The organism is Aequorivita soesokkakensis (assembly GCF_001641085.1).
GTDB lineage: Bacteria > Bacteroidota > Bacteroidia > Flavobacteriales > Flavobacteriaceae > Aequorivita > Aequorivita soesokkakensis.
The window spans coordinates 65,941-84,642 of the sequence record NZ_LXIE01000049.1 but is presented as its reverse complement, the minus strand read 5'-3'; the positions used below and the strand labels follow the sequence as shown (position 1 = coordinate 84,642).

At 37.8% G+C, this 18,702-nt stretch carries 17 protein-coding genes; 14 read left to right on the top strand and 3 right to left on the bottom strand.

Annotated features, from left to right (window positions below; all coding sequences use genetic code 11):
- Positions 1 to 6 precede the first annotated feature (6 nt).
- Genes A7A78_RS13395 through A7A78_RS13380 form a run of 4 tightly spaced genes read left to right on the top strand, consistent with a single transcriptional unit; the run spans position 7 to position 5,519 of the window.
- Positions 7 to 867: a hypothetical protein gene (locus A7A78_RS13395; RefSeq protein ID WP_131811152.1), complete on the top strand. Its 861-nt coding sequence runs from the start codon at positions 7 to 9 to the stop codon at positions 865 to 867.
- The gene (locus A7A78_RS13390; RefSeq protein ID WP_068762977.1) at positions 867 to 1,580 is read left to right on the top strand and encodes a M48 family metallopeptidase; all 714 of its coding nucleotides are present in this window, start codon (positions 867 to 869) and stop codon (positions 1,578 to 1,580) included. The genes A7A78_RS13395 and A7A78_RS13390 overlap by 1 nt, the downstream gene beginning before the upstream one ends.
- Before the next feature lie 26 nt (positions 1,581 to 1,606).
- Positions 1,607 to 4,279, top strand: coding sequence for an McrB family protein (locus A7A78_RS15240; protein ID WP_242649283.1), 2,673 nt, complete (start codon positions 1,607 to 1,609; stop codon positions 4,277 to 4,279).
- On the top strand, positions 4,269 to 5,519 hold the full coding sequence (locus tag A7A78_RS13380; RefSeq protein WP_068762975.1) for an McrC family protein: 1,251 nt from the start codon (positions 4,269 to 4,271) through the stop codon (positions 5,517 to 5,519). The genes A7A78_RS15240 and A7A78_RS13380 overlap by 11 nt, the downstream gene beginning before the upstream one ends.
- A gap of 49 nt (positions 5,520 to 5,568) precedes the next feature.
- Here A7A78_RS13380 and A7A78_RS13375 read toward each other — a convergent pair whose 3' ends face one another.
- Together A7A78_RS13375 and A7A78_RS13370 are read right to left on the bottom strand one after the other, a co-directional pair.
- Entirely contained in the window at positions 5,569 to 6,660 is a 1,092-nt protein-coding gene (locus tag A7A78_RS13375) for an ImmA/IrrE family metallo-endopeptidase (protein WP_068762974.1), read from the bottom strand.
- A gap of 27 nt (positions 6,661 to 6,687) precedes the next feature.
- Positions 6,688 to 7,020 (bottom strand): type II toxin-antitoxin system RelE/ParE family toxin, encoded by a 333-nt coding sequence (locus A7A78_RS13370; RefSeq protein ID WP_068762973.1) that lies wholly within the window; start codon positions 7,018 to 7,020, stop codon positions 6,688 to 6,690.
- A 495-nt stretch (positions 7,021 to 7,515) separates the two neighbouring features.
- On the opposite strand from A7A78_RS13370, the gene A7A78_RS13360 reads away from it, so the two are divergent.
- Both A7A78_RS13360 and A7A78_RS13355 read left to right on the top strand, forming a co-directional pair.
- Entirely contained in the window at positions 7,516 to 8,037 is a 522-nt protein-coding gene (locus A7A78_RS13360; RefSeq protein WP_068762971.1) for a hypothetical protein, read from the top strand.
- Positions 8,030 to 8,719 carry a nucleotidyl transferase AbiEii/AbiGii toxin family protein gene (locus A7A78_RS13355; RefSeq protein WP_068762970.1) on the top strand — a complete coding sequence of 230 codons (690 nt, stop codon included), beginning with the start codon at positions 8,030 to 8,032 and terminating at the stop codon, positions 8,717 to 8,719. The genes A7A78_RS13360 and A7A78_RS13355 overlap by 8 nt, the downstream gene beginning before the upstream one ends.
- On the opposite strand, the gene A7A78_RS13350 is transcribed toward A7A78_RS13355, so the two are convergent.
- The gene (locus A7A78_RS13350; RefSeq protein ID WP_068762969.1) at positions 8,716 to 9,138 is read right to left on the bottom strand and encodes a helix-turn-helix domain-containing protein; all 423 of its coding nucleotides are present in this window, start codon (positions 9,136 to 9,138) and stop codon (positions 8,716 to 8,718) included. The two genes, A7A78_RS13355 and A7A78_RS13350, sit on opposite strands and share 4 nt — an antisense overlap.
- A gap of 820 nt (positions 9,139 to 9,958) precedes the next feature.
- Between A7A78_RS13350 and A7A78_RS13340 the strand changes: the two genes are divergently transcribed.
- The 8 genes from A7A78_RS13340 to A7A78_RS14985 all read left to right on the top strand — a co-directional run bounded on the left by A7A78_RS13340 (position 9,959) and on the right by A7A78_RS14985 (position 18,660).
- On the top strand, positions 9,959 to 10,543 hold the full coding sequence (locus A7A78_RS13340; RefSeq protein WP_068762967.1) for a hypothetical protein: 585 nt from the start codon (positions 9,959 to 9,961) through the stop codon (positions 10,541 to 10,543).
- Positions 10,544 to 11,015: 472 nt separating this feature from the next.
- Positions 11,016 to 11,405, top strand: coding sequence for a DUF302 domain-containing protein (locus A7A78_RS13335; RefSeq protein WP_068762966.1), 390 nt, complete (start codon positions 11,016 to 11,018; stop codon positions 11,403 to 11,405).
- Positions 11,406 to 11,674: 269 nt separating this feature from the next.
- Positions 11,675 to 12,979, top strand: a complete 1,305-nt coding sequence (locus tag A7A78_RS13330) for a TolC family protein (RefSeq protein ID WP_068762965.1) — start codon at positions 11,675 to 11,677, stop codon at positions 12,977 to 12,979.
- Positions 12,980 to 13,156: 177 nt separating this feature from the next.
- Positions 13,157 to 14,236: an efflux RND transporter periplasmic adaptor subunit gene (locus tag A7A78_RS13325; RefSeq protein ID WP_068762964.1), complete on the top strand. Its 1,080-nt coding sequence runs from the start codon at positions 13,157 to 13,159 to the stop codon at positions 14,234 to 14,236.
- 2 nt (positions 14,237 to 14,238) lie between these two features.
- On the top strand, positions 14,239 to 17,466 hold the full coding sequence (locus tag A7A78_RS13320; protein ID WP_068762963.1) for an efflux RND transporter permease subunit: 3,228 nt from the start codon (positions 14,239 to 14,241) through the stop codon (positions 17,464 to 17,466).
- A 75-nt stretch (positions 17,467 to 17,541) separates the two neighbouring features.
- Entirely contained in the window at positions 17,542 to 17,847 is a 306-nt protein-coding gene (locus A7A78_RS13315) for a hypothetical protein (protein ID WP_068762962.1), read from the top strand.
- 75 nt (positions 17,848 to 17,922) lie between these two features.
- Positions 17,923 to 18,129, top strand: a complete 207-nt coding sequence (locus A7A78_RS13310) for a YgaP family membrane protein (protein WP_068762961.1) — start codon at positions 17,923 to 17,925, stop codon at positions 18,127 to 18,129.
- Between the two features lie 153 nt (positions 18,130 to 18,282).
- Positions 18,283 to 18,660 (top strand): hypothetical protein, encoded by a 378-nt coding sequence (locus tag A7A78_RS14985; RefSeq protein WP_131811151.1) that lies wholly within the window; start codon positions 18,283 to 18,285, stop codon positions 18,658 to 18,660.
- Positions 18,661 to 18,702: the final 42 nt, after the last annotated feature.

The following is an 18,702-nucleotide window of genomic DNA, read 5'->3' as shown; positions in this document are numbered from 1 at the left end:
CCAATTTTGAAAAGACCGCCTGCTTTTGTGGGCGGTACAGCACTTTATAAAAAAACCGTAGCCCTAATCCGCGCCTATGCCAACATAGCTGAAGAGATGGAGGATGCAGGTTATACTTTAAAAGAAATAGAAGGCATTAAAAAGGAAATAGATTATTATTTAAAACTTCGGGAAGAGATTAGAAGGGCAAGTGGTGAGACTTTGGATCTAAAAAGCTATGAAGCAGATATGCGGCATTTAATAGACACCTATATTCAAGCCGATGACTCCATAAAGGTATCTGCTTTTGATGATATGACTTTACTGGATATAATTGTGAACTCTGGAATTGCTGATGCGATCAACTCGTTGCCAACAGGTATAAAAAAGGATCAGGGTGCTATTGCAGAAACGATAGAAAATAATGTTAGAAGCAAAATAATTAAAGATCATTTAATTGACCCTGCTTTTTTTGAAGAGATGTCGAAGTTATTAGATGCTGTAATACAAGAACGAAAGGCCAAAGCAATTAGTTATGCAGTTTATTTGGAAAAAATTGCTTTTATAGCAAAAACAGTAAAAGAAGGAAAAAGTGATGCAACTCCTGATATTTTAAAAACACAAGGCCAACGTGCGATTTATAACAATGCCGGTAAGGATGAACATTTAGCTATTCAGCTTGATAAGGCCATAAAAAGAGTAAAACGTGACGGCTGGAGGGGAAACCTTGCCAAGGAGCGGGAAATAAAAGCTGAGATTTTTAAACAAATAACAAAATACGGAGCTGAAAATGGTATTGATATCGCAAACGAACCCCCAGAGCCTTATGGAATAGAAAATAAAGTGGAAGCCATTTTCAATATTATTAAAGCACAGGAAGAGTATTAATGCAACAACTTGAACTAGGAAATATAACTATTGATGTAGAGCTAAAGGATATTAAAAACATCCATTTAAGTGTCTACCCTCCTAATGGTGCAGTTAAGATAGCTGCTCCATCTAGAATGGATATGGACACGATTAGGGTTTTCGCTCTAAACAAGTTAAAATGGATAAAGAAACAACAAGCCACATTTAAAGGTCAAGAACGCGAAACTCCAAGAGAGTATTTGTCAAAAGAAAGTCATTATTTTAAAGGAAAACGCTACTTGCTAGAAGTAATAGAACACTCGCATCCTCCAAAAGTAGTTTTAAAACATAGTACACTTAAACTCTATGTTAAGCCAGATACACCCTTAGAAAAAAGGAAGGAGATTTTGGAAGAATGGTATCGCACCCAACTTAAAGAAATAGTACCTAAGCTTATAAAAAAATGGGAACGTAAAATAGATGTACAAGCCAATGAATTTGGTATACGGAAAATGCGTACCAAATGGGGTACTTGTAATACAGAGGCCAAACGTATTTGGCTCAACTTAGAACTTGCTAAAAAGCCTGTAGAGTGTTTAGAATTTATTATTGTACACGAATTGGTGCATTTGCTAGAAAGAAGTCACAATGAGGTTTTTGTAAATTATATGAATCAGTTTATGCCTAAATGGAGGTTTTATAGAGAAGAATTGAATAAGCTTCCTTTTAGTCATTTGGAATGGAAGTATTAAGACTTCCTATAAGAAATTTTTTAAATATGAAAGAGCTTGTAAAACATTACATTAAAAAACTAACAGATCAAGGCGATCCAGACGAAGCATACAAATGGGAAGCTATTAACCATTTTCAAAAACATTGGGATATTGAAGCTATAGATTTTAATGCAATGTTTTTAGAATCTTTCAAGCAAGTGGGCAATCTACTTTACCAAAACTCTTGGGGTTACATTAGATCCTTAACAGCAAATTTTCCGGAAGAAACTCGAGAAATGTTTCGAGAATTGTATGATGAATCCGAAGGCATTGGAATTAGAATTAAAAATTTTCAGAAACAAGCAAAGGATTTGGTTCCTCGTGTTAAGGAGGCTTTGGGAAAAACGAAAATTAATCATCAGCAAGATGAGCGCACCATTTCGGTATATCTATCTTTTAAATTCCCAGAGAAATATTACTTATATAAGTCTTCGTTTTATACCCAACTCTGCAACCAGCTTCATATAAAGCCAGTAGAAACAGGAAGAAAATATTTACATTATTTAAAGCTCGTTGATGACTTAAATGAGCAGTACATATCTACTAACCAGGACATTCAACAAATTCACCAGGAAATTTATCCTAAAACATCGTGGAATGATGACAACTTAATTACACAGAACTTTTTGTATACTATGTTAGAAAAACCAATCTTGGACACCAACGATTCAAGTACTCTCCAGTTAGTCGAAAACAGAAAATATTGGCTTTTTGCTCCAGGCAAAAATGCAATTAAATTCAACGAATTTTATGAAATAGGAGAAATAGGAATGGGTTGGGACAAAATTGGCGATTTGGCACAGTATACATCACTCGATGAAATCAGGCAGGCGCTATATGCCGCTTATGGAGGTGAAGGAGATAAACGAAATGACACTACAGCTAATTGGGAATTTGCAAACGTGATGGACATCGGAGATATAGTGATTATAAAAAAAGGCAGAAGTCATATATTGGGCTATGGCCTTGTTACGTCAGGTTATTATTATGATGGTTCTAAATCCGAATTTACAAGTCGCAGAAAAATTGAATGGAAAAAAAAGGGAGATTGGAAAGTGGAAAACAGTTTAGTGCTTAAAACGTTGACAGATATCACAAAATATCCAAGTTACTCCCAGAAGTTTAATACTTATTATGATGAATTGATGAATCTTATGGAATTTAATGTGGAAAGCAGTATAAAGTTTAATCAGCTAATTAAAGAAGTATTTCCATTAAATCAAATACTTTACGGCCCACCAGGAACGGGAAAAACATATATCAGTAAAGAGATTGCAGTTAAAATTGCTGCTCCTGAATTTAAAGTTGAAGAATCATTAAACTCAAAGGAAATAAGGAGAGAAATTAATTTGAAGTACCAAGAATTATATGATAAGGGTCAAATTGTCTTTACCACTTTCCATCAATCTTTCAGTTATGAAGATTTTGTTGAAGGTATAAAACCGCTTTGGGAAAAATCTGATGATAAGACTGATGAATTAGAATATGGAATTGAAGCAGGAATTTTTATGCGCTGCTGTGCCTATGCTGCCTATAATTGCTATAAGCTTTTAAGACAAAAGGATACTAACGAAAAATACAGTTTTGATGATTTGTATGAAGCCTTTATAGATCAATACCGCGAGGTGGAAGAAAAGCCTAATTTTAGGACTATCACGGGTAGGGAGGTTGAAATTTTTGAGATTAATAAAAATGATTCTATTCGAGCTAGAGCTAAAGATTCAAAAGCTACACACGTTGCTCCTCTAACAAAAGAAAATTTACAAAAGTTATATGATACATTTGATTCTGTTGCGGAAATTAAAAATCTACAACAAGTTAGAGATGCAGTAGGGGTAAGTCCTAGAATTACTGAATTTTACGCCATTTTTAAAGGGATTAAAAATTTTGAGAAGAAGGAGTATAAAAATTTACCTAAAGAACTTTTAGAAATTGATACTACAGAGTTAGATGATGCAGAGATAATCAAGAAATTTAGGGCGGGTGTATTTGATAAAGCGTTTGAATTATATTCAAATAAAGCAAACCCAGTGGTACTCATTATAGATGAAATAAATAGAGGTAATGTTTCCTCAATATTTGGAGAATTGATAACATTAATTGAAAAAGACAAAAGGTTAGGAGGTGAAGAAAAATTACGAGTACAACTTCCTTATTCAAAACTTTCATTTGGAGTACCATCAAATTTGTACATTATTGGTACTATGAATACCGCAGACCGCTCAGTGGAAGCTTTAGACACCGCTTTGCGAAGAAGGTTCAGCTTTAAGGAGATTATGCCAGACCCATCGCTTATTGAAGCTATAGAATTTGATGGCTTCAATCTAAAAGAAGTGTTGGAAACCATCAATGAACGTATCGAATTTCTATTGGACAGAGACCATACAATTGGCCATTCCTATTTTATGGATTTGGAAAGTGATGATACCGATGGTTTGGAAGAAGTTTTTAAAAATAAAGTCATTCCACTATTGCAAGAATATTTTTACCACGACTATGAAAAGATAGCTCTTATACTCGGTTCTGGTTTTGTAAAAGTAGAAACAAATCATCAGGTTAAATTCCCAAGTATTGAAGGAATCTCCAGACCAGATCAAGTTACCTTATGTGAACTTGTAAATGATATTGACGATATAGAAGCTGCTGTACTTAAACTTCTAAACAGGGATGGGGAATAAAGTAATTCAGGTTTTTGAACATCAAACACTTAATTACGGTGGGGTATATAAAAACGTGCCTTTCACCAAAAAGCACTTTTATGCGCTCGCCAAACTGAATGAACTTCACGATAATAAATATTTTACCTTACTACATAAGGGCATTAAGTTTTCGCAATATGTGGGGGTGGTTCAAATTGATACACTTACGATTGAGATTTTGCCCAAAGCAGATTACTCGAAGTCTAGCAATGGAGAAGAAGGCATATGGCGTGATGTATTGATTGATATGCTTCGCATTACTCGAAAACTTAAAGTAAATCAGGTAGGGCAGGCCAATGTGAACAAACAGAATATCCATCTTTTGGATATTTACTTTGAATGGTTTTTAAGAGAGGTGGAACTCTTGCAACGGCAGGGTTTGGTGAAAAAATACTACAAAGAAACCAAGAATGTTACCGCACTAAAAGGAAAGCTAGAATTTGCGGGGCATATTGCCAAAAACCTAATTCATAAGGAACGGTTTTATATTACCCATCAGATTTATGATAAGGACCATCAGCTACATCAAATATTAAATCTTGCGCTTTGTATTATTGAACAAGTTTCAAAAGGAAGTTATCTATACGCTAAATGCAAAAGGGTACAGTTGGATTTTCCAGAGGTTTCCGGCATAAACTGTAATGCATCCACTTTTGAAAAAATAAAGCTAAACCGGAAAACACAGCCCTATGAAACAGCGCTCGAAATTGCGCGATTGATCATATTGAATTATGCGCCTAATATATCTTCTGGCTCAGAAAGAATGTTGGCATTATTGTTTGATATGAATAGTTTGTGGGAAGAGTATATATTGATTCAGTTAAAAAAATCCTGTATTCATAAACCCTACGAAATACTTGGGCAGCAATCAAAATCCTTTTGGGGTGGCATGACCATAAGGCCCGATATTCTTATAAAACAGGGCGATACTACAAAAATTGTTATAGACACTAAATGGAAACGGATGGATGGCAATAAGCCTTCTACAAATGATCTTAGACAGATGTATGTTTACAATGATCATTGGAAATCCAATTGTTCCATATTGCTATATCCCGGGGTAAAGCAAGAAAAAATATATCATCAGCCATTTAAATTTCCAGATCATTCTTGTGGTATTTTAAAGATGAATGTACTAGACAATGATGGGGTATTGGATAAAGAAATTGGTGAGAAGATTATAATGGCTTTTGAGGGTGCGAGCTTTATTTCATCATAAATAAATTATTCATAAAAACCTTAAAAAGGAGTTCGATTAATAACACCAATTAATCATAAAAATTTATAGGTTCAAAAAGATGACTTCCTAAACCAAATCGTATATACCCTAAATATTGCAATCTACCTATTATGCAAGCAGGATGGGTAGTGAATTTTTTAGCATATGTTAGAATGTCCTCTTCCATTAAATTTGGGGTACACCATATTTCATCAACCTGTGCCTCAGTTAAAATTAAATTAGAAGCGAATTCATCAGCTTCCTTTTCATAATCTTCATTCTCGCCAGAGTATGAAACATTTTCAATAGAGATGTATTTTTTTCCATGTAGTAATATATGTCCTACTTCGTGAAAAAAAGTAAACCAAAAAATATCATTTCTTTTATACCTGCCACTTAATTGTATCAAAGGAATATCATTAATCCATCGTGTTGAACCGTGAATAGCCGTATTTGGCAAACAAGGTGTATGCACAACTTTAACGCCAGCTGTTAAACAGATTGCTTGTAATTGGGCAAAAAAGTTTTTAGGATGTACCGCCATTATATCTTTAATCTTGGGCAGTAATGCCTTAAATTTTGCTCTATCATATTCTGGAGCTTTCAAACTTTGAGATTGAATTTCTCCTTGTCTTAACCAAGAGGCAATAGCAGTAGCATTTTCCTGATCCTTTAATGAAATTCTAAAAGCTACTTGTAATTTCTGGTTAAGGTAGAAGTCATTCCAACCTTTTAAACTGGCGACTTCAAAATAGTCAAACAAATGGATAACTTTTTCCCTTAGCTTAACTGTCTTTGGCACCCAATTAAATTTTGCCATTTTAGCATAAGGAAAAGATTGAGCCCATTCTTGGGCTTCATCAATGGCATTTTGGTAATTTAACCTTGCTTGGTATTCATCAAAATTTCTTTGGGCTTCCATCCAAAAATGAGCGGGTATCTTAAGCACTTGTTCAAATAAAACTGCCATATCTGGTGTTATGGCACTTTCCCCTTTTAATACTGCTGTAATTGTTTTTTCTGGTTTCCCAGTTCTAATTGCAAATTCTTTTGCTCCTAAGTCTCTTTCTTCTAATGTTTCTAATAAAATCTCTCCAGGGTGTGTAACACTCTCCGGATAATACTGATTAATAGTAGCCATACTTTCTCCCCTTTTTAATGTTCTGTGTTAATGGTAATCTTCAATTTCAATAATTTCCACTCCTAAAATTTCAACCCAAATAAATTTCCCATGATTATCAGTAGGTATTGGGTTTTCTTGTGGAATAAAAATGAGTCTATAAGGTTGGTCTAGATCACAAGCCCATTCACCTTTTCTGTTCTCTTTTAATTCGTGGAATCTACCTGGTGAATACCTTAAGTCTTCTAGATTTTTCGCCGCTCTAATTTGGTCAAGTCTTTTTTTGTAGATTTTAAATCGAATTACTCCCAATTTTTTATAGCCCTCTCTGTCACTGTTGGCGTACTTCTCTAACTTATTGTTCCCAAATAGTATATCCATTGCAAATATATAAATATTATTAACATCAAGTGTTAATTAAAAAACAAAAATACAAATTAATATTTTATTGTCTCTTAAAATTCCCACTCTTATTCGAAAAATTATTTTATTCAGAACAGATATATGTGCGAAACAGTTTTCCATTAATACAAAAGCGGGCTTATTTAATTAAATTGGATAAAATGATTGGCAACCTTAATACTAGTTTCTGTACTAGGGCCAAATTAACTGGTCCTCCTACGTTATTTGCAATAAATTCGGAGGACGAGGGGGAGAGTGCCAAAAATAAATATTTTCTTCGGGCTTTAAAATTTAGGTTCAAGCTATAAATACCGCAATTACTTGACGCGCTTTTCTAAGCTATTCTAGGGTGGAAGTGCTTTTAAAGTTACACTATACAGCATATCGCATATCGCAATATGCGATATAGTTATTAAGTAATTTGGTTTTCAGTTATATATAATTTAATATTGCATATCGCAATATGCAGTACGTATGAATATTTCAAAAAACAATCTCAAACCACAAGATGTGGTAATTTTATTAAAAATAATTGCTTTGGGTTCAGAGCTCTGGTATCATCATACTCTTGCAGAGGATTTAGGAATAAGCCAGTCTGAGGTGAGCCAGTCATTAAATAGGTCTAAATATGCAGGACTTATAGACAATGCTAAAAAAAAAGTAAACAAATTGGCGTTTATCGATTTCTTATTACATGGCGTTGCATATGTTTTTCCACAACAACCTGGAGCGTTGGTAAGAGGAGTTTTAACTGCGCACTCAGCGGCACCATTGAACCAAATTATCATATCAAATGACAAGTACGTTTGGCCATATGCTAAAGGCAATGAAAGAGGGCAAGCTATAGAGCCCTTGTATAATACAGTTGTAGAAGCATCAATAAGGGATAAAGAATTATACGAATTGCTCACCATGGTAGACGCTATACGGGTGGGAAGAACTAGAGAAAAGGAAATTGCAAAAAACGAACTCCACAATAGAATTCTAAATGCATAATAAGGTCATAAATCTAGCCTTAGTGGCTCAAGTGGCAGAAGGCTTACACGAACTACGAGATAGAATGGTATTTATTGGAGGGGCAGTAATTAGCCTATATACGGATGATCCAGCTGCAGATGAAGTGCGTCCAACGGGAGATATTGATATGACTATCAATTTGGCAAATTATACAGAATGGACACAGATGCAGGAACGTCTGACAGAATTAGGGTTTTATCCAGATCCACATGGACAATCAATTTGCTCATACAAGTATAAGGATATTGCCATAGATATAATGCCAGCAGATGACAGCAGCATCGGAATTTCAAATAGTTGGTACAAACCTGGTTTTGAATATCAACAACAAATTGAATTACCAGCAGGGATAAAAATCAATATTTTACCTTCGCCTTATTTTTTAGCAACAAAACTAGAGGCTTTTATAGATAGAGGTAAAAATGATTTTTATGGCAGCCACGATTACGAAGATATTATCTATCTAATTGATAACAGAACAACTATAGTTGAAGAGATTCTGGCAGCTGATATTAAGGTGAAAGAATTTATTAAAACTCAATTGACTGCTATAAAAAATCATCCTCAAGCTGAGGAAATTCTAGCCATGCATATTCATCCTTTGATTAGAGAGGAGCGATTTCAAATGTTGATGGAGAAAATAGAACTTATAACTAATTAACCCTTTTTCTTCAATACCTGTTGAAGTTCCTTTTCGGTGAGCTGAAGTTTATCAGTTAAGAGTTTAATTGCTTTCTTGATTTGGCTCCCAGATTCGCTCATTATTTTATCGGCCTGGCTTAGCACTTTTATCTCATCTTCCAGATAAGTTAATTTTTTGCGGAGTATATAGGGGCTCTTCGCTTCGTTTACTTGCAGCTCCTGAATTTTACTTTCGGTTATCATAGGTTCCTTCCCACATAATAACCAAGAAGGATTTAACTCTGGACACTTATTGTAAAGGAGTTCGGCATCAAACGAATTTCTGCTTTTCCAATTAGAAAATGTTTGCGGTGTAATTCCTAGAAATTTAGCAAAATCCACATCCGTTTGAAAACTATAGTGATCTTTAATCCTATCTAACATTATGGCTTTATCCATAATTATAAACTTTTTGTGTATAAAATTTGCATAATAAACAAAGTGTTTATATATTTGATTTTCAGTTTAAATATCTGTTCAATAAGTGGGAACAGTTTATATAATTTGTAAATATAGTTAAAATGAAGCAAACTTATAGCGCAACACTTGTAAAGGCGCTGGCTAAGAAATATAAAATATCACCAAAATACGTTAGGTATTGTCTTAAAGGAGAACGTTCTCCATGCTTTGCAGATAAGATTAAGAAGGATTATAAAAAGTTTATTAGTGAGATTGAAATTGTTTTGGAAAGGAAATGTAAGCCTAAACCATAGAATTTCGTGAAAAAATTTAAACGAGCCCTTTTGAATGGGGCTTGGTCGGTTTTTCTTTCTTCAATCTTCTTTCAAGGCGTTTTTTGTGAATTTGTGAGTTTGTGAGTTTGTGAATTTGTGAGTGGTGAAACGTGAAGTGTTAATCGTGAATTGATTTATTCAGCACCCCCTCTCCGCCGTTGGTGGATCTCCCCCTTAAAAGGGGGCGAAGCTTTGGGGGATTAATAATTAGTAATGAATTAAGGTATGTTTACCTGCCTTTTAAACTTCTTTTGAAACCGAAACCGAAACCGAAACCGAAACCGAAATCGAAATCGAAATCGAAATCGAAATCGAAATCGAAAATGAGAATGTCGGAGTAAGTGCAGTCGAACCTCGGTTAGTGCGCGTTCGCAACGCGTGACCAAATCCATTACCCGTAAAACATATCAGTCTCCACAACAACCCACTCCCATAATCTCCCAAAAATCCGTATCTTAAACCTTCATTTTTAAAACCTACGGACTATGAAAAAACTAATGACTCTTTTCGTTTTGGCAATGGCGTTCTCAACTTTTGCCCAAAACAAGATTCTTCCAAAGGACATACAGATTAAGACCGCCGTCTTGGCCGCCCCCGAAATGTACCGCGAAGATGCCACGGTTTTGGGCTATAACCAAGAAGGAAAAATCGTCACTCTGCGCGAGGGCAACAATGGCATGGTATGCCTGGCAGACGACCCCAACAAGGCGGGCATAAGCGTGGCCTGTTACGGCGCCGAATTGGAACCTTTTATGGCCCGCGGCCGTGAGTTGGCCGCAGAGGGCAAATCAAACGAAGAAAAACGGGAGGCGCGAAAAAATGAAATAGAGGCAGGCACTCTTAAAATGCCTTCGGAACCGTCTATGGTATATATTTTGGCGGGAGAGGAAAAGGACTATAGCGCCGAAACGGGCGAACTTCTAAAGAGCAAGATACGCTACGTAATCTACAAACCCTATATGACGGGCGAAAGCACAGGCCTGCCCACAAAACCCCAAGCCCCCGGTATGCCCTGGCTGATGGATGCGGGCACCCACCGCTCGCATATTATGATTACGCCGGCGAATTAGTTTTCGGTTGTGGGTTGTGGGTTTTCGGTTGTGGGTTTTCGGTTGTGAGTTGTCGGTTGTGAGTTTTCGGTTGTGGGTTGTCGGTTGTGAGTTTTCGGTTGTGAGTTTTTGGTTGTGAGTTGTCGGTTATGGGTTGTCGGTTGTGGGTTGTCGGTTGTGGGTTGTCGGTTGTGGGTTTTCGGTTGTGGGTTGTCGGTTGTGAGTTTTCGGTTGTGGGTTTTCGGTTGTGGGTTGTCGGTTGTGAGTTTTCGGTTGTGAGTTTTTGGTTGTGAGTTGTCGGTTGTGGGTTGTGGGTTTTTACTTCGTACCTCGTATTTCGTACCTCTTACTTCGTACCTCTTACTTCGTACCTCGTATTTCGTACTTCATATTTCATAAATTTTTCCTTATGTAATCTTTGTTACAGAACTTCCCGTTTTGCAGGCTTACCTTTGTTTCAGATTGTTAAAGCAAATTAAATAATCCGAAAATTATGAGTTATTACATCAGTACAACATTAAAAAACACAACTTTTGAAGACGCCATTGAAAAGACAACGGCAGCTTTAAAAGAGGAAGGTTTCGGGGTGTTGACCGAAATAGATATAAAAGCCACCTTAAAAAAGAAGTTGGATGCAGATTTTTATAATTACACCATTCTAGGTGCCTGCAATCCGCAAATGGCACATCAAGCATTGCAAGCTGAAAACAAAATAGGTACTATGCTTCCCTGTAACGTAATAGTGCAGGAACGCGAGCCCGGAACTGTTGAGGTTTCGGCAGTAGATCCAGCGGCATCCATGATGGCGGTAGAAAATGATTCTTTGGCTGGTATAGCGAAAGAGGTCCAAGAAAAATTGACCAAGGTCATTAAAAGTATTTAGGAGCGTTTCTTGGTTGGTTCGTTCCTGATAAGTGCAGATTTTATTTGGTTAGTGAAGAGGCTGTCTTAATAGGCGGTCTCTTTTTGATATAATAGGGTAGGGTTGAGGGATTAATTTTCAATACTCAATATTCAATTTTCAATACTCAATTATCAATTATCAACATTCACTACCCACTGTCCACTACCACTATCAATACTTCTTTGGTAACATTAGTTACTGACCGTTGTTAAATTCTGAACTATGTTTGCATCAAATTAATTTAAAAAATGAAGATCAACAAGTTTTTTCTATTTCTCGGTTTCTTGCCCGCACTGGTTTTTGCGCAAGAAATAATCCCAATTTCCAAAGCTGAGGTTTTGGAAAAGGTTAGTACACAAAACAATCAGCTAAAAATAGGGGAGCAACAGGTGCTTGCCGCCAAAGGTGATTACAACCAAACCAATGCGGTTTTCCTGCCTAATATTTCTGCGTCGCATACAGGAATGGCAACAACCAATCCGTTGATGGCTTTTGGGTTTAAGTTGAACCAGGAAATAGTGACCCAAGCAGATTTTGATCCGAATAAATTAAACGATCCTTCCCAAATAAACCTGTTCGCAACAAAGTTTGAAGTGCAACAGCCCCTTATAAACGTTGATGGTATTTTCCAAAGAAAAGCGGCAAGGGCAACATGGGAGGCCACCCAAATGCAATTGGCTAGAACTGGCGATTACCTTTCCCTGGAAACTGAAAAAGCCTATATGCAGTTGCAGTTGGCCTATAAAAGTGTGGAGGTTTTGGAAAAAGCTTTTAATGCCGCCAACGAAAACCTGCGCTTGGCTAACAATAGTTTTAAGCAGGGGTATTTGCAACAGAGCGATGTTTTGGCGGTGCAGGTCCGTGTTACTGAGGTAGAGAACCAATTGCAATACGCAAAAAGCAATGTGATAAATGCTTCAGAATATCTTACAATGTTAATGAATGAAGAGGTTTCCGGTGTTTTAAAACCAACGGATTCGTTGACGGTTTCTTCGGAATTGAATTCCGCTGAAACCCTTTCCAATTCCAGGGCCGATATTCAGGCGATGGAATTTGCCGCCGAAGCCTACAGACAAAATTACAAGGCAGATAAAATGACGTTTTTGCCAAGGCTGAATGCTTTTGGAAGCTACGAACTCTACGACGACCAGATTTTTCAGGCAGATGCCAATGGTTATTTGTTTGGCGCAGCTTTAACCTGGAATCTCTTTGAAGGCTCAAAACGTTTTGGGAAAACCCAAAAAAGCAAGGCTGAATTCAACAAGGCAAATTTGGAATTGGAGCAATACAAGGCCGAAAGCCAATTGGAGCTGAACAAGGCAAAACGAATGTTACAGGATGCAAAAAGTAATTTAAAACTTACCGAATTGGCGCTGGAACAATCAAAGGAAGCACTTAGAATCCGCACCAACCGATTTAAGGAAGGCCTGGAAAGAACCACCGACCTGTTAATGGCCGAGACGCAGTATTCGCAAAAGCAATTGGAGTATTTCAATACCGTATTTCAGCATAATTACGCCTTGGCATATCTTCAGTTTTTAACAAAGAATTGAAAACGAAATTGAAAATGTCAAGTTGAGCCCTTCGACTGCGCTCAGGGTGACAGCAGAATGTCAGGTTGAGCGCAGTCGAAACCTACTTATGGAAACCAAATAATTATAGATTAGAATTTCTCTTAAACAGAAATCGAAAACGAAACCGAAATCAAACAAGATTTAAAAAATATAAATATGAAATTATTATACTCAAGCTTGATATTGACAGCAGTTATAGGTCTTACTAGCTGCGGCAATTCTTCAGAAGAAAAGAAAATTGATAGCACTCCAGCTGTTCCAGTAACAGTAGGTTCTGTAGCTGCAGAAAATAACACCCCATTTTTAACCGCCAGTGGAAAAATTGAAGCTGCAAACAGTGCCACCCTTAGCACCCGAATGATGGGCTTTGTGGATAAGGTGCACGTGAATGTGGGTGACAAGGTTTCAAAAGGGCAGTTGTTGGTGAGTATTAACAATTCAGATCTTTCAGCAAAACAAGCCCAGACCAGTGCCGGCATTACCGAGGCTCAGGCGGCTTTTAACAATGCCGAAAAGGATTACCAACGTTTCCAAAACCTTTTTGCTGAAAATAGCGCGAGCCAAAAGGAACTCGACGACCAACGCGCCCGATATGAAATGGCAAAAGCCAGATTGGAAGGGGCAAAGCAGATGAAAAACGAGGTGCAATCGCAGTTTGCCTATGTAAATCTTCGCGCTCCTTTTAGCGGCGTGGTTACCAATAAATTCATTGAAGCGGGCGATATGGCAAATCCCGGGGTGCCATTGGTTTCAGTGGAAGGGCCAGGCAATTTTGAAGTAACGGCTTCAGTTCCCGAAAGTGAAATTTCAAAAATAAAGTCTGGAACGGAGGTACAAGTGATTGTAAAATCTTCAGATAAAATACTTCCCGGCACGGTTACCGAGGTCAGCACTTCCGCTAAAAACACGGGCGGGCAGTATTTGGTAAAAGTAGTTTTGGACAAAACCGATGCCAGCATTCTTTCGGGTATGTATGCTACGGTCCAGTTTCCCATTGAAAAGAAAGCAGACGTTACCGCGGTTATGGTGCCAAAGGAGGCCTTGGTCAAACGCGGACAATTAACTGGAATTTACACCGTGAGCCAAAGCAATACCGCCTTACTGCGCTGGTTACGCCTTGGTCGCACTTTCGGCGATAATGTGGAAGTACTTTCGGGCCTTGCCGCAGATGAAAATTATATTATTTCTTCCGAAGGAAAACTTTTCAACGGAGCAAAAATAACCATTAAACAATAACGATGAAGGACGGATTAGCAGGCAAAATTGCCAAGTTATTTATAGGCTCAAAGCTTACGGTGCTGTTGATGATCGTGTTTATGGTCATCGGCGTTTACAGTTCGTTTTTGATACCGCGCGAGGAAGAACCACAGATTGATGTGGCGATGGCCGACATCTTCGTGGGCTACCCCGGCGCCTCCCCAACCGAGGTAGAATCGAGGGTAGTAAAACCTTTGGAAAAACTGGTTTCCAATATTCCGGGGGTGGAATATGTTTATTCCACTTCTTCGAAAGAAGGCGCGATGGTAATCGTACAATTTTATGTGGGCGAGGGTATTGAGCGTTCCTTCGTAAAACTCTATAACGAAATGAACAAGCATATGGACCAAATGCCTCCGGGCGTTACCATGCCGCTTGTAAAACCGCGTGCTATTGATGATGTGCCAATGCTTGGAATTACACTTTGGAGCGAAAATTATGACGATTTTCAACTGAAACAGATTTCGGACGAACTCACACAAGAAATTGAAAAGGTGAGTGAAGTTTCTAATACCAAAAAGGTTGGCGGTCGAAATAGACAACTAAGAGTGGTTTTGGACAAAGACAAATTAGCTGCAAGCGGTCTAGACTTTTTGGGCGTTGCCGAAATGATAAAGGCAAACAACCAGCAACTGGGCTCGGGCAGTTTTGATAAGAACGATACGGAGTTTTTGGTTACTACCGGAAATTTCCTAAAGTCCGTAACAGATGTGGAAAACTTGGTAGTGGGCGTACAGCAGAACCAACCCATTTATTTAAAACAGATTGCGGCTATTTTTGATGGTCCGGAAATTCCAAGTCATTATGTTTCCTTTGGATTTGGAGGCGCTAGCGATAATATTTCAAAGTATCCTTCCGAATATCCTGCCGTAACCATTTCGGTTGCAAAAAGAAAAGGAGCCGATGCAATGAAAATTGCGGATGTAATTATCGATAAAGTAGATCATTTGCGAAGCAACTTAATTCCAGATGACGTTCACGTAGAAATAACACGTAACTACGGCGAAACAGCTTCCCACAAAGTATCAGAACTGTTGATGCACCTTATTGGTGCTATCTTCGCCGTTACTTTGGTGGTAATGCTCGCCATGGGCTGGCGCGGTGGTTTGGTGGTTTTTCTTTCAGTGCCAATTACGTTTGCCTTGACACTTTTGAGTTATTATTTGCTTGATTATACGCTAAACAGAATTACGCTTTTCGCTTTGGTATTCGTAACGGGAATTGTGGTGGACGACTCCATCATTATTGCAGAGAATATGCACCGGCATTTCAAGATGAAGCGCTTGCCGTTTAAGCAAGCAGCTATTTACGCAATAAACGAAGTAGGAAACCCAACCATTTTGGCAACGTTTACGGTAATCGCTTCGGTATTGCCAATGGCGTTTGTTTCCGGACTGATGGGGCCATATATGTCGCCAATGCCTATTGGAGCTTCTATTGCGATGATACTATCGTTATTCGTGGCCTTGACTATAACACCATATTTAGGCTATATTTTTCTTCGTGAAAAAGAGAAAAAAGGAAAAGCACCGAAAGAGGAAAAACCTTTGGAGCGTACTTTTATTTATAGAATTTACTCAAAATTTGAAACGCCTTTAATCGAAAACAAAAAAACACGTTGGCTGTTTTTGGGGATTACCATTGTGATGCTTTTGGGATCGATAATGATGTTTTTTACCAAATCGGTTGCCGTGAAAATGCTGCCTTTCGACAATAAAAACGAAATGCAGGTAGTGATAGATATGCCAGAGGGAACCACTTTGGAAAGAACAGCAGTGGTTGCCCGTGAAATTGGACAATATCTTTCAACACAGCCTTTGGTAGTGAATTATCAAAATTACGTGGGTACTTCGGCACCGATAACCTTTAACGGTTTGGTGCGCCATTACGATTTACGCGGTGGTAGCAATATGGCTGATATTCAAGTGAATTTGGTAGGGAAGAAAGATAGAAAAGAACAGAGCCACGATATTGCAAAATTGATTCGTCCGCGCATTCAGGAAATTGGAAAAAAGTTTGGCGCAAATGTGAAAATAGTGGAAGTCCCACCGGGACCACCAGTACTTTCTACGATAGTTGCTGAAATATATGGACCCGATTATGACCAACAAATTGCAGTTGCAAAACAAGTTGAAAACATTCTGAACGAAACCCAAGATGTGGTAGATGTAGATTGGATGGTTGAAGCAGACCAAAAGGAATACGAATTTATTATAGACAAAGAAAAAGCGATGCGTTACGGCGTGGCGCCACAACAGATTGTTTACACAATGAATATGGCACTTTCGGATAAACCTGTTACCAATCTGTATGCTGAAGATGCTACGAACCAAGTAGGTATTTTGCTTGCTTTGGATGAAAAGGAAAAATCGACCATTCAGGATATTTCACAGTTGAAGATTGCTTCCAAACAAGGTAATATGTTTTCTGTGGGCGATTTGGTCGATATACGGGAAAGCATCCGTGCCAAGAGTATTTATCGCAAAAACCAAAAACGCGTGGTTTATGTGTTGGCGGATATGGCCGGGGAGCTCGAAAGTCCGGTGTATGCCATATTGGGGATGACGGACAAGCTGAATAATATTGAACTACCAACTGGTTACAAAATGAACGAACTGTATTTACAGCAACCCGAACACGAAGACGATTTTACGGTGAAATGGGATGGCGAATGGCAGATTACACTGGAAGTATTCCGCGATTTGGGGATTGCGTTTTTGGGCGTAATCATCATCATTTACATTTTGATAGTTGGTTGGTTCCAAAACTTTAAAGCGCCTGTGGTAATGATGGTTGCCATTCCCCTCTCATTGATAGGGATTGTGCTTGGCCACTGGATAATGGGCGCGTTTTTTACCGCTACTTCCTTTATTGGGATGATTGCCCTGGCAGGAATAATGGTGCGGAACTCGGTGTTGTTGATTGACTTTATAAATCTTCGAACTGCTGAGGGAATTCCGTTAAAGCAAGCCGTTATTGAAGCGGGCGCCGTACGGACAACCCCAATTTTATTGACTGCGGGAACGGTGGTAATTGGAGCATTTGTAATACTGTTTGACCCAATTTTCCAAGGACTTGCCATTTCACTAATGGGCGGAACTATTGTTTCAACTGTACTTACATTACTTGTAGTACCATTGGTTTATTATATGATTGAACGGAAGAATTTTGAGGAAAAAGACAAAGAGTTAGGGGAGAAAAAAGAGTAAAGAATAAACAGAAAAGATGTGATTGTGAGTAAAATAACCAAAAACCACAAACAATAAACCATAAACATTTTTATTATGAAACTACTAATTGTAACCGTTGTAGACGAATTTCAGAAAGACGTGCTACAGCTTTTCAAAAAAGCGAAAATTGAGAGTTATAGCGGCTCCGATATTGAAGGCTATAAAAATGTGTCATCCTTTATGATGAACTCCAATTGGTTTCCTTCGGAAAAAGGCGGAGCGGACAGCAGTATGTTTTTCTCTTTTACCGAGGATGAAAGGATTGATTCGTTTTTCGATTTGGTAGAAAAATTTAATGAAAACCTGGAAACAAACAACCCAATTCATGCGGTTGTGGTACCGATAGAACGGAGCATTTAGGCCCCTCCCGGCCTCCCCGAAGGGGAGGTGATGGAGAGGACAATCAAGATTGTTTAATTTTAAAATTTCAATATTATGATTAACAGATATATCAGGGCAATTGCCGGGACTTTTATTTTGACCAGTCTTATTTTGGCTGTTTATGTGAATATTAATTGGTTGTGGTTCACAGGTTTTGTGGGTGTCAACTTACTGCAATCATCTTTTACAAAATGGTGCTTGATGGAAAAAATACTCAAGAAACTCGGTGTAAAGGACGAAGGAGAAAGCTGCTGTGCATAGCTAACCTCGTAAAATCAGTTATAATTTAAATAAATCCTGTTTTCAATTATTTTGGGAAACAGGTTTTTTTATGATAAAATCTTTCTTTTTAATTAGCTGAAAAATGTGACGAAAATCATTTTTGAAACGGCTTAGCGATACTATATTTGCTCTGTGAAAAATGTAATTCTCATAGTCGCTTCCCTGATAATGCTCACAAAACCATTGTGGCCCGTGGTTGAGTATGTTGTGAATTATGATTACATAGTAAATGTACTTTGTGAAAACAAAGACAAGCCCGAAATGCACTGTAACGGAAAGTGTCATTTAACCAAAGAACTTGCAAAAGAGGCTGGGGCAGAAGATAAAAACCCGTTCAGCGGCAAAACATTAAAAACTGAGATTCCACAATTTATCATTTCAGAAAATATATCAGAATATACTTTTGCTTCGGCAACTGAAATTATTTCCTTTAAAAACATAGGCTACAAGCCAAATTTGAATTCTTCCCTTTTTACTTCAAAAATCCTTCATCCGCCACAGTTGGGATAATTTATAGCAACGGTCATAATTGAAATTTCTTCGGAATATTTT